At 45.5% G+C, this 12,692-nt stretch carries 12 protein-coding genes; 7 read left to right on the forward strand and 5 right to left on the reverse strand.

The genetic code is table 11. The annotated features are described in order from the left end of the window. Window positions 1-3 precede the first annotated feature (3 nt). From EL645_RS33030 to EL645_RS33045, 4 genes are all read right to left on the reverse strand, one after another. Window positions 4-840, reverse strand: coding sequence for a hypothetical protein (locus EL645_RS33030; protein WP_126556719.1), 837 nt, complete (start codon window positions 838-840; stop codon window positions 4-6). A 20-nt stretch (window positions 841-860) separates the two neighbouring features. Then, complete coding sequence (locus EL645_RS33035) at window positions 861-1,868, reverse strand: hypothetical protein (protein WP_126556720.1); 1,008 nt, start codon at window positions 1,866-1,868, stop codon at window positions 861-863. 396 nt (window positions 1,869-2,264) lie between these two features. Then, window positions 2,265-2,894, reverse strand: a complete 630-nt coding sequence (locus EL645_RS33040) for a hypothetical protein (protein ID WP_126556721.1) — start codon at window positions 2,892-2,894, stop codon at window positions 2,265-2,267. A gap of 1,199 nt (window positions 2,895-4,093) precedes the next feature. After that, entirely contained in the window at window positions 4,094-4,972 is an 879-nt protein-coding gene (locus EL645_RS33045) for a site-specific integrase (RefSeq protein ID WP_126556722.1), read from the reverse strand. 751 nt (window positions 4,973-5,723) lie between these two features. Here EL645_RS33045 and EL645_RS33050 point away from each other — a divergent pair. The 3 genes from EL645_RS33050 (at window position 5,724) to EL645_RS33060 (ending at window position 8,511) form a co-directional block, all read left to right on the forward strand. Next, window positions 5,724-6,842, forward strand: coding sequence for a hypothetical protein (locus tag EL645_RS33050; protein ID WP_126556723.1), 1,119 nt, complete (start codon window positions 5,724-5,726; stop codon window positions 6,840-6,842). Window positions 6,843-6,886: 44 nt separating this feature from the next. Continuing rightward, on the forward strand, window positions 6,887-7,243 hold the full coding sequence (locus EL645_RS33055) for a PIM8 family immunity protein (RefSeq protein ID WP_126556724.1): 357 nt from the start codon (window positions 6,887-6,889) through the stop codon (window positions 7,241-7,243). 236 nt (window positions 7,244-7,479) lie between these two features. Beyond that, window positions 7,480-8,511 (forward strand): serine hydrolase domain-containing protein, encoded by a 1,032-nt coding sequence (locus EL645_RS33060; protein WP_126556725.1) that lies wholly within the window; start codon window positions 7,480-7,482, stop codon window positions 8,509-8,511. A 205-nt stretch (window positions 8,512-8,716) separates the two neighbouring features. Here the strand turns inward: EL645_RS33060 and EL645_RS33065 are convergent, their stop codons facing one another. After that, a complete protein-coding gene (locus EL645_RS33065; protein ID WP_126556726.1) occupies window positions 8,717-9,595 on the reverse strand; it encodes a proline iminopeptidase-family hydrolase in 879 nt (292 codons plus the stop codon). Between the two features lie 341 nt (window positions 9,596-9,936). On the opposite strand from EL645_RS33065, the gene EL645_RS33070 reads away from it, so the two are divergent. The 4 genes from EL645_RS33070 (at window position 9,937) to EL645_RS33085 (ending at window position 12,678) form a co-directional block, all read left to right on the forward strand. Continuing rightward, window positions 9,937-10,188 carry a helix-turn-helix domain-containing protein gene (locus EL645_RS33070; protein ID WP_218032166.1) on the forward strand — a complete coding sequence of 84 codons (252 nt, stop codon included), beginning with the start codon at window positions 9,937-9,939 and terminating at the stop codon, window positions 10,186-10,188. 196 nt (window positions 10,189-10,384) lie between these two features. Further along, a complete protein-coding gene (locus tag EL645_RS33075; RefSeq protein WP_161977898.1) occupies window positions 10,385-11,557 on the forward strand; it encodes a serine/threonine protein kinase in 1,173 nt (390 codons plus the stop codon). A 219-nt stretch (window positions 11,558-11,776) separates the two neighbouring features. After that, window positions 11,777-12,178 carry a recombinase family protein gene (locus EL645_RS33080; RefSeq protein WP_126556728.1) on the forward strand — a complete coding sequence of 134 codons (402 nt, stop codon included), beginning with the start codon at window positions 11,777-11,779 and terminating at the stop codon, window positions 12,176-12,178. Between the two features lie 77 nt (window positions 12,179-12,255). Further along, the gene (locus EL645_RS33085; RefSeq protein ID WP_126556729.1) at window positions 12,256-12,678 is read left to right on the forward strand and encodes a hypothetical protein; all 423 of its coding nucleotides are present in this window, start codon (window positions 12,256-12,258) and stop codon (window positions 12,676-12,678) included. Window positions 12,679-12,692 lie beyond the last annotated feature (14 nt).

The raw sequence follows: 12,692 nt of genomic DNA on the forward strand, positions 1-12,692 counted from the left end.
CTCCTAGACGCTCGCGCGCCAAAAGAAAACCCCGCTTGCTAGAAAAGCAAGCGGGGTGGATAAAGGAACGTTACAATACATCAGCCAGGGATCAGTCACGGGACCAGGGGAGCCAGCCTTCGAGGACCCCTGGGCAATCAGCGTATTCCATTGGTGAACATCCGGATGGATCTTCCAGACGCGTACCCCCAATGCTGGCATTACTTCTATCAGTTGATGTTTAAGCCCATGGTGCCATAAGGCACTAGCCCACAACTGGATCCGTTCGGGATGGGTATCATCTCGATAGAGCAACACCACCCGCATCGCCCGTAAATGTCCGAGAAAACTCAAGGCATGAGGCGTCTCTTCCTGTAAATTCCCTAGCACATAGCGCGGCGTCACCACCGGGATCGACTGCTTCTGACGCTGAGGATGCTTGTCCATTGGAGGAGCCTGGAGAATACCCTGAGCGATATGGGCGCTCAACGGGATGGTTAGCGCATGAGCCAGTTTCAGACCAGGAAGCCGGGTCGCGATTTCTTTGTAGCGTTCCGTCTCCAGTCGCGTAAATGACTGCTCCTCCTGTGGCCAGGGAACCGTCTCGGCATGGCGGAACACCGCCTCTTTCTTTTTCCAAATCTGTGCCAGAACCGCACTCACACTGGTATCACGTCCGACCAGACTCATAAGCACAACCTGTCCTGCATCAAACGCGATCGCCGTTACATTCACCACCTGACCATCTTGTTCGATCGTGCCAACGAAACCATCAGGACTAAAAGGACGCACCGGAACAGTACCAATCAGTAAGGGCGTGAATGAAGGTTTAGAGCGTTGGGAAATAGCTGGTGCAAACATGGGAAGGAATCCTTTCTCGGCTAAGATTGTTGAACGGCATCAGATATAGATGCAGTCGCGACATGTCTACTGGGAGCCAGCTCGCTCTTTTTCTGTTCCGCCCGCTTCTGGGCAGCGAAAATCCGGTTGGCCAGATGCTCAAATTGAGCGTCAGAGAGTTCGGCGAACGTGGACACGCTGTATTGCTCACAAATGCGTTGAATACGCTCTCCATTGTGCTTCAATTGCTGCTCTAGCCAGTGGACTTTGTGCTCCGTGAGACTCACACCCCCACTGGGAGCCACGGGCTCTGATGTCATGGGAACCGGAGCCACCGCTTCTTGAGGATCCAGAGAGGTGGACCCGGATGTTTGCGGTGATGATGGTGTGGGAGCCACAGAATTCGGAGCCGATTCCAGGATTGTAGCGTTCATGGATGCGGGAGCCACTTGTGACGTGGCACGTTCCGGCAAAACCAGTTGCCGTGATGGACGATGTCCCTGGCCTGGCTGATCTTGTTGAGGATCCGGCAGAGAGATGCCAGCCTTTCGATACAACCGCATGGTCAATTGATATGTCTGCTCCGCCGTCAAAGCAATCGTGCGGCTTGTTGGATCGTAAGGAACCCAGACCTTTGGCAAGGTATACAAGTAGCGCCCCAGGCGGAACTGTGCGCATGCGCGGCGGAATCCTTGTGAATAAGCGACCGTCGCACTATTTTCAGAATCATGTAGTTCGCCTTTGCGCGACAAACTACTCAAAAACGATTCGCCATAGTCGGTATGCTCGATATCGCAAACCGTGACCGTGACGGGTATCACGAGCTTATTGCCGATAGCGTAAGGCGGATTATACGGCGTGCTCCAGAAACCAAAGGCCAGATCATTCAAACGATCCTCATAGGCGCGTTTATCCGCATAAGGCAACGCCAGGCACACCCATTCGCCAGATTCTTTTTTCTTCGGCGATTTGGGCAGATACTTCACATCGTGAGGAGCAAAAGGTTGCTGTAAACCGCCTTCGATAGAGGCAAGAGTCAATGTAGTCATGAGATTACCATTTCTATTCAGGAGAGATATCCATCAGCGTGATATCTCCTCACAAACACACATGAGAAAAGGGACAAGAATGATCTCCTGAGGCCATGGCATGACAGAATAAAAGCTCGACAAAGCGAGCAGGATATGTTACGCTACAAGCCATAAGGAGATAACTCCTTGCTACGGAAGCCACACCAGATTCCAAACTAGAAGTGGCTTTCTTTTTTTTGGGGAAAATCAAGGGCATATCTGAATGTCCAGAGGCCAGCAAGGTGGTCCCCGGATCAGGCATAAAGGTCGCATACAACCTCCAGGGGAAGTAAGAAAAGACGATGTTTGTGGGATAGAGGAGGGTAAAGAGAAACAGCAGATCCTGTTGGGAACCTGCTGTTTGAAAAATACTATTTATTTGGAGAACATCGACACCTTTAAGATGGCTTCGTCTATGTCTGCCGTCTGTGTATCAGTCGCGTGGAAACGCGTGGTATGGTGGCTATCATCAAGAGCATCCCGCTGCTGACGATTTGTGCCGAGCTTTTCACGTACCTCGCTGAGCTGTTGTTGCAGTGCTTTCTGTTCACGTTGAAGCGTTTGCGCTTCTTCTTGCAGGCGCTTCTGTTCACGCACCTTTTCGAGCACAGCCTGCTTCTTTCGTAACTCAGCCTGATCATCATGCACTGCCAACCAGCGATATTCACGCTGAATCAGCGTCTCCAGCTCATAGAGCCGTGTATTTTCTTCAAGTTCCGAAGCACGCTGCTTTTGTTCCGCCTTCCAGGCTTCATATTCAGCTTTGAGATCCTGCATCTGGAACTCGACACGCTCACATTCCTTCCGCAACTGCCGCACCTCAAAGATCATGCTCCGACGATACAACGGAGCCAACAGAGATACGAGCTGATGAGCAGGACTTTTACACTGCTCAATCTGAGCCAGAATAGTATCGCGCCGCCGCTCCAAAGACTGCAATTGGCGCTCAAAGGACGCCGCGCGTTCAGCATAATCATGAAGAGTAGGAAATCGTTGCAGAGTCATTGGGTTCACCTTCCTTCTTGTAAACACAACAATAGAAAGGCAGAAGAAACCCAATAGGCTCTTCCTGCGGACGAAATCCTCCTTTCTATCATTACTCATCATCCAGCATTGTCATCTGGAAATCATATACAGACAATACACACAACACCCGTCCCTGGAGCAACTCACAGGCAAAGTGGGTCATCCTTTAATCATGCCTTGCATCACCTTCTAGAAGCGATAGCAAGAGAGCAGATCCGGCTCGGTCGATCCCAGGAGGAACTCACTGGCGTAGAGACCATCCTACTATTCCCCAAACACCAAACCTATGGTAGAAGCTGGATAAGGAATAAAAGAAAAAGCTATTACTACTGATATATCATCATCAACTGAAGAAAACAAGATACTGTCTGCTTGTTGCATGCAAAAACCAGAAGCACAATGCAAAACGTCATAGGCAAATAGCATCATTTACACATATATATAAACTGGCTTCAGCCAGGTAGGAAGCACATAGAGCCAGTAAAAGGCGAGAGAGATTTTTTCATATTGTCAATCACAAAAGTGAAAAAATCTCTTCAAGAAATTACCATATTCTCAGTAAAAGCATATTCTTACCATATCGAAGTATGTCTTGAGATACTGTCCTAAGATCCCAAAGAGCTCTTGAAACATTTTTGTGCACATCCTGGTAATAGAGATGGTTCGTAGAATCCTCCGAAGTCAAATGTTGGGTCCAATGCTCAATAATATGATGCATCACATCATCACTGAGAGTTGCTATGGCTAACGGAAACATCGGGGAGATAAGATCCACCCAAACTGATTCCTCATCCGACCATACCTCCTTAGTAAGTAAACTTGAACAGGTATGAGGAACATTTAATCCTTCTGCCAATAGTAACTGACAAAGAACATCAATATCTTCAGGCCAACGCATATGGAACGAAAAATCGGTATGCGAATGAAGAGTATATAATTCACTATGCTAGAAATTTTCATCCTCATCATTTTCTGCATGCAACCATTTTTGAAGAGGTTGAAGAAACGTCAATATGTGGGCAGAAAAAAATAGAAGCGTAACGCTCATTGCGACACCTGACTACTAATATGACTAACCTATGTTGGACAGATCCAAACTCAGATTGAATGGGCCTGTACTTGTGAGGCCAAACTCGTCTTCCAATTGGGCAAATAATCAAATAAATCATGGATAAACCTTACCGTAAGTAATGACGTAGCACGACATCGATACGGTGATGGCCCAATTGTTCAGAGACGGTCATGGCGGCATGGCGATCATATGCGTCGCGCTTCAGCCGACCTGTTGATGGTGGCAGTTGATAGCCGGGAGCAAGATAGAGGTAGAGGGACTGGGCATATTCACGTCGATAGCTGTGGATATCCATATTCTTGGGGAGATGCGAAAAAACATGGTCGTCTTGTCGGCGTCCAGCAACCAATGACCAGACGGCCTGCTCATGGCCTGGAAGCACCCATACTTCACGGGATTGGCCTCCTTTTCCGTTACGCACATAGACAACCAGGCGCTCCTGGTTTCGCCAATACACTTCGCGCACAAAGAGTGCCGTGGCTTCCTCGCGGCGAAGTCCACAGGCGCGGAGAAAAGCGATCGTGTCCTGCCAATGTGCAGGTTGAAAATGCCGATCTTGTCTGGTTTCCACACGAGATCGCTGGATATCCTCCCGCCGCCTTGGAGGGATGTGTACCGTTTCAGCCAGATCACGCTGCTGGAAAAAGAGACGTAAAGCCGCTCGTTCCGCCTGGATTGTATATGGACTCTTCTGGGCCGCGATTCGTTCCATCAAATACTGAGCAACCAGTGCTTCAGCCTGCTCATCCAGGTACGGCAAGCGATTGATCGCATGGCTATCACGTGCCCAGTTAATAAAATGGAGCACATGTTGCTGATACGCCTGCCGGGTACGATGCGAGTGAATAGTCTGGGTCGAGAACGTCCAAAACGTCTCTCCAGCCTGGCGAGCCGCCGATTTGGCTAGAAAACGACTCTCGCCAGCCATCATCATCCCATCCAGACGCGTGATCGCCTCAAAGATAATGCCACGGCGATTGCCCATAAGTAAACTGTCCTTTAATTCAAACAAACTATAGGAAGAGAATATCCATGTTAAGACTTACGTTGCGAAGCTTTTGCTTGTGCTACAAGTGATGAGGCACTCCGAGACGCTCATTTTCTTGCCATTGCTGTTTATATCCCCACGTTCTGCGAAAAAACAGCGCCATCTTTCACTTCAAAGGGAAAAGAATCACATAACCCAGACGCGCTACAGGGCCATTACTGTTTTGGTCGATTGCTGGAGCAACTCACAGCCATAGAGACCAACCTACCATCCTTTACACACCAAAGAATGCGAAACATGGTCTCACCCACTCCTGATAAACAGGACAGAATTACCATGGCGGTTCTTGCAACAAGAACCCAAACCACACAACAACACTATGAGTATAAATGCCGCTCCCGTCCTTGTCGAGAGCATATAGCGACTATAGATAACGCTAGCAATCGGAAGACAATATGCCTGCAATCTCGTTGAAGTTATAAAAAAATCGTATTATTAAGTTTTCTCAATAATAATATGTTATTGGAAGCTATATGACGTCTGAGAGCAATCTGCAATCACGATTCCCATCAGATCAAGATACCTTTTATGGTTAAAAATTATCTGAAAATTACATACTCATGATACAACTCTCTATTTGACTATTATAATAGTGTATGGTATATTCTCCCGCGGACCTACCTTCTTTATCTACCTTCGTTCATGAATAAAATGGTACTTTCTCCCCTCTGAGAAAGCAAAAAAGACTGTGTTTAATTTAGCACAAACGATTTGGCCTCGTTTCGGAGGCGATCAAGCGAATAGTTCGTTACTACCTATTCTCGGCCCACATACAACTCCAACATGGCAGAAAATCTTATTGTCTTCACATCACTCACATCATTCCCGTGATAAAGAATCTATCAGCGGCGTTATTGTGATGCCAGATGAGACACTTCGCGTATGCCATATGGGCATGCTTTCAGCAGTCAGTCTGGACGGCACAATCTTGTGGCAATTGGATCTTGCTGGCCTTGTTCCAGAAGATTATAGATTCCATTATTCGCTCCCGACCGCATTGCAAACAGGAGAAACGCTGATGGTTCTTCCTGATGCTCTGCTCATCGTTGACAAATTTGGAGACATTCATAGGAAAGAAAATTGGCTTGCCTCTGATAAAACGGGAGATGTTCTAGCCACAATCGCTGCTCCTGATGATTCGGGGTTTTCGCCGAATCTGACGTATAACGGCCTGCCAGTACTCTCTGCTGTCGCGGGTGATGTTTATGTGTTTAAACAGAACCTATGGCATGAGATTGGCGTCTACGGCTTAGATGTCGTCACACCGGCAGTCTATCCTGACAATTCGCTAGCTATTGCAGGGTACGCTGGCACTGGATTCTGTCGTGTGAGCCTGGATGGCAAAACACAATGGACGACTCAGATCAAAAGGGCCGATAAACTGCCCACAATTAACAATGAACACATCGCTGCCATAGGATCAGCTGATGGATTTTCAGCATTTTTTAGGTCAGATGGAGAACAGATCGGCGAATACAAACAATGGGCCACATTTGCAGAGTACATTGATGGTGGCTGGATAGCACTCTCAAAGCAACGCCTTGCGCGATTAACGAAAGACGGAAGGGAAATATGGGGATGTGACATCCACCGGAGTGGTAATCTCACATTTGTAGAGCAACCAATCGTCGATCGTGATGGTTTCATTTTTGTCCGGAATCAAGAAGGATACCAGTGTTACGCTCCTCAGGGGCATATAACCTTTGAAGTAAAACTTCCTGCTATTCCACAAGGACTTATGAGCATTATCGCTCCCCATACCATGGCTTATGTTATAGAGAATGAGCTATTCATTGGCTATAATTGATACGCTAGCAGGCAAAAGAAAAGCACCATAAAGGACAATCGACAATGGAACACGGCGATAAAGCACTTGATCACTACCTGTCTCTTCATCCTACATTTTTTGACGTGTTGGATCGATTTAATCTCCGACAACAGGAAAGATGGACTGATACCTACAGCAGTGAATATGTGTTGTCATTAGAACTCTGGCTTAGCACTGGAGTCAGTGATGATCATCGCCGCCTCCGTCTGGTATTCGATGGTGTTCAGCAACTCCGACTTGAGGCAGGAGGTTATCTTACGCTTCCACTTGCTATTCGCTCACTTCACAATGACCAATGGGAAACGCTTCGATACCGTGTCATCGACCGTGAAGAGGAGGCCTCTCATTTTATAGTAAAAGCTTTGAAGCACATCTTGTAGAAGAAGATCCACCACATGTATGAAATTTCTTTTACAAAGCTTTACCTATCATCAATCATATGATCAAGCTGACCCTCCCCTAAGAAAAGTATCAATTGACTTTAAAAGGTACAGCCCCAAAATAATGATTTGTCAGGCACTATACTATATCGAGAAAGGAATCAGAGGAATCTTCATCCAAAAAAATGCCATTCGTCATAACTATCTGAGAATAATATCTATGAAAAGGAACATTCATGAGCATAAATCATTGGAAGACGATTTGGCCAACACACGGCTTTCCTGCATTACCACCACAAGAACTTGGAATGAATCAACATATCTTAGCAGCCTTGGATCGCTACGCAGAACGGGAGGAAACACGATTTCGGGCAATCCTTATTGTCCGTCATGGACACCTCGCTTTTGAGAAATATTATCGCGGTCAGCAATTATCAGACTATCACCGTATTGCGTCAGCAACAAAAAGTATCATTTCGGCTCTTGTCGGAGTGGCGCTACAAGAGGGTTACCTTCACAGTCTAGAGCAACCTCTTATCGATTTTTTTCCGGAATTCGTTACACCAGAGATGGATGCTCGTATGAAACAGGTAACATTACACCACCTAATGACCATGACCAGTGGTTTTTCCTATGAGGAATGGCAACATAATGTGGTGAGATGGGAACAAGGGGAAGGAGACTGGGCAGCCTTTGCCTTCTCATTGCCGATGGCCTTTGAACCCGGGCAACACTTCCAATATAACGCTCTCGGTATCCATCTCATATCAATCATTCTTACAAAGGTAACGGGAAGAAGTACTTTGGAGTTTGCACGCCAGATGCTCTTTCAGCCGTTAGGCATCTCAACAGATGAAAAATCTGGTTTTTTCTGGATGCAAGACCCGGAAGGATACTACCGAGGCGGCGGCGGCATGCGCTTACGTCCTCGTGATATGGCAAAGTTTGGCTATCTCTACCTCAAAAACGGATTATGGGAGCAAAACCAACTACTTCCAACAAAATTTATCAAGCGCTCAACTCAACAACATACGATGGGTGGGCCACCCGTGAACGAGCCGTATGGATATCTCTGGTGGACTACCCAGCATGACGAACACGATCTCTTTTTTGCCAGTGGCATAGGTGGGCAAATAATTGCAGTTATTCCCGATCTCGATATAGTCGTTGTAATTGCATCAACGAATGAAGCACATCTCAATGAAAAAAAGCAACGTGATATTATTGCGAATTTCATTATTCCAGCAATCCATCAAAAACAGCAATAAGCATCACGATGAATGGCGTACGGCAGAAGTGGATTTCTATGGTAAATAGACCATCCTTGAACATACCGCACGCGTTAATGATCGATGGGTTTCGCGAACTGGGCCCGGTGATTCTCACAGGAGACTGACATGATACGCAACAGTTGCAAGCAGCATGTGAGCGTCCCTGGCAAGGGATCAACATCTGGGCGCAGGCTCATGGATATCAATTCATCTCGCTCTGTCGCATGAATTTTTGAAGCGCTTCAAGATAGAGTTCTGTTTGCTCGGCATGAGCATAGTGTGAGCATTCAGAAAAAATAATATGTTGAGATGATTTGATATGCTCACTCAGAAGTGCATCTTGTCCACCAGCAATCCCATCATGATATCCCGCTGTAATCAATGTGGGCAACGTAATCATATGTAAACGGGGAATGATATCCCAATCGTATAGCACATTATTCCACATATGTTGATTTAATTGTGTATTCCTTTTCTCAGGAGTGCGGGCTTGCAGCAGATAGTCTGGCCATGGATCACAACGACAATAGAAATGTGTCTCAAAATAAGCTAACGCTTGTTGATGTGTAGCGGCTTTTTTCTCTCCCTCTACGCTCAAGAGCGCCAGAATATCAGAGGGTAACTGCTCCCAGATGCGTTGCTGCTCAGCAAACATAGCAGGAACATGAGCAGGTACGCTGGCCAGCATCAGGCTTGCCAGGCTTTTTTGCTCCTTCAAAGCGTGTTCCAGAGCTAACATTCCTCCCCACGAGTGTCCAAACAAATGGACACGTTCAAGGTATAACGTTTTTCGTAGCATAGCGATTTCTTCCAGGAAGCAGGGTACGTCCCATAATGAGAGATCATCAGGGCGATCAGAGTTTCCACAGCCAAGTTGATCATAAAAAATGACCGCGCGGCCAGAGAGCGCTAATTGTTCAAGGGGTTGAAGGCTTTCATGTGGAATACCTGGTCCGCCATGCAAAGCAAGCACCGGAAAACTATCTACTGAGGTTAATGACAAATCTCCAACAATGCAATACCAGATACGGTATCCCCGGAAAGGGATGAATCCCTCATAGGATGGCATACCAAATGTCATAAGCAGAATCCATTCTTAGTCAATGTAGATATCAAACATAACTACCATACCATAAAAGTATAATAAATCCTTCCTGTATCTCTCTAAGCTGTTGATTTTCTGGTCATTACCCTGTCGATCAGAGGCTGCGCCAAATTTTGCTGCAGTATGCGGCAAAATCAGGCTCACATTCTTTCAAAATAATGCCCACAACACAAACACTTCACATCAACTCTATTCGATTGGCAAATTGATGATTGAAAAATAAAACACTGTTAACTTCATCATGGTGAACGTTTCCTCAACAGAATCATGTTAGTCTTATAGCATTGATTAAGCACCAGAATAAATGGTTGCGCCAGATGAAAGCGGACACTGCCTTTATGTCACATTTTTATTCTTATCAGGCATCGACGAAAAAAAGTTCTGAGAAACGTCCAGAAGCGGCTATGCTCCTCACTATTCCCGATGTAGCACAACAACTACATATTTCTCGTGCACATGTCTATACGCTAATCAAACAAGGTCTCCCGACCATTCACCTCGGGCGTTGTGTTCGTGTTAATGTCATCTCACTACGTGCCTGGCTTTTAATCCAAGAAACCCATAATTAGGGATATAGGCATCAACTATCAACGCGATCAGCCATGTCCTCTAGCATGTTCAATCAGCGATCCTCAACAAACAGCGTACTCTCTCATAGAAAGTTCATTCTTTTCTCAAATAAAAATGTATGAAAAGATCGCTAGGTCTTGCATATTCACTCCAAATATGATTACTATAAGAAAAACAAGGAGAGGATTTGAGAGAATGCAAAATAGTATTGGTCAACAGATAGGCAACTACAAAATCCATCAGATGATTGGGCGTGGTGGTTATGCGGAGGTTCATCTAGGAGAGCATCTTTTCCTTCGGAAACAGGCGGCCATTAAATTATTACATGCACAGTTGGCAGATACACTTGCAATACAAAATTTCCATCATGAAGCGCAACTTATTTCTCAGCTCAATCATCCACATATTGTGCGCGTGCTAGAATTTGGAGTAGCTGAAAATATCCCCTATTTAGCGATGGAATACGCTTCAAATGGTACGCTTCGGCAACTTCATCCTAGAGGATCACAATTAACACTAGAAACTATTCTCGCTTACGTTACGCAACTTGGCGCGGCAATTCAGTATGCGCACGATCACAAACTGGTTCATCGTGATATCAAACCTGATAATATCTTACTTACTGCAAACAACGATCTACTCTTGAGCGATTTTGGTATCGCGCTTATTCAAGCGACTACCCAGCAAAGCACAAAAGAGGCTATTGGGACTGTTGCTTATATGGCACCAGAGCAGTTACAAGGAAAACCGTGCTTTGCCAGCGATCAATATGCTCTAGGTATTATGATTTATGAATGGATCAGCGGTACAACACCGTTTCAAGGTTCACCCACAGAAGTTTGCACACAGCATATGTTTACACCACCTTCATCTTTGAAAGGACAAATTCCGACACTATCAGCAGAAGTTGAACAGGTAATCTTCAAAGCGCTCGCGAAAGAACCAAAAGAACGCTTCCCCACTATTCAAGGCTTTGTTGATGCGTTCAGGGATGCTATGCACAATTCAACTAAACAGGTATGGGCCTCACCTATCACCCAGACTGAGCACGCACAAAAAACTATCTCCACACCGACAGCAACAACTGCAAGTTATAACCCACCATATGTCAGGATCGCTGCAACACAAACCATAACCACAGAAGGAAGCTTGACTGATTGGATCATATCTCATATTGTCTATCCACTGGGGTACATCGTCATACTTTACCTCTTCCTTTTGGTCGTTGGTTTTTTTGCCTTTGGGCTCAAGAAAGACCTGTTCACCAACACCCCATCCATCCAGATCATAGCAATGACGACCGGAACGTTTGCGGTTTCATGCTGCACAGTAATCTTTGCGTATTGTGTTATGAAGAGAAGAAGTTAACCACCTTCTCTTCACATTGACCTGGCCAAAAATGATCTTCAATATACTTGTACGAACAACTAGTGCTCTTTCAACCAAAAATGTCTCCGTATTATTCTCCTGTAATTCAAGCAAAATTGCCAAAAATTGTCTATTCTTTACTGCCTTCATAGCCTGTAACATAGAACCACTACAAAATAAACAGTTTCTCTATTATGAATAAAGAAAAGGAAGTAGACAATGAACTTTGTGACGGCTAAAGCAGCCCTCTATGTTGGATATCAGGGGGATTTTACAGAAATTCGGCAAGTTGCGCTCGACTATTGTCAGGGTCATGATTATTCACTTGAATACATTTACCAGGATACCGGAAGTTCACAGCCAGTCCTTCAGTCAGTAAGAGAAATGATGGAAGAGCGGGCTTTCCATCTGCTTCTGATCCCATCGGTTGAGCATATCTATGAAAATCAATTGGGACAATTGCTCAATTTCTTGATAGATGCTCAAGAAGCCCATGTGGACATTGTTTGTCTGGCACCAACGCCTACCAATCTCTATACACAGGGATTAGCCATCGTTCCGCAATCGATGGAGCAAACAACCAATTTAGATGACGTTGTTCGCTGTTTACGATACAGATAGTAATTAACCAGGAGGCATCAACTTTTCGACAGTGATGCCTCTTTCCTTCCATACAAGAACAGGCAAAGGCAGAAACCATGCAAAGTATCACACCGCAAGTCGCCCTGTATTTTCATACGCTTGGGCTCAGAGAAGATGAACCGGTTGTTATCCGAAGAACATATAACTACTGTAAAGAAAACCAATACACTTTTCAATCTATTTATAAAGATACAGGCATGAGCAAACCTATTTTTCGCGAGATGAAACAGGCAATGAAAAACAGAGCATTTCAGATCCTGTGTATACCTTCGCTGTTACAAGTTCACTGCTCGCATATTGGCCAGGTCCTCCACTTTTTACAAGATGCTCAAAATAGTCAGGTAGAAATTATTTGTTTGTATCCCAGACCGATCAATATTTTTCAGCAAAACCTCACGCTCTTGCCCGCTCCTGCTCAACGCCACCTCTTTGATCTGGGAGATATTGTGCGCTACCTTCGTTTATCATCGAAACAATGAGAAAGACCATTCAA

It is taken from the genome of Dictyobacter kobayashii (assembly GCF_003967555.1).
In the GTDB taxonomy this organism is placed as follows: domain Bacteria; phylum Chloroflexota; class Ktedonobacteria; order Ktedonobacterales; family Ktedonobacteraceae; genus Dictyobacter; species Dictyobacter kobayashii.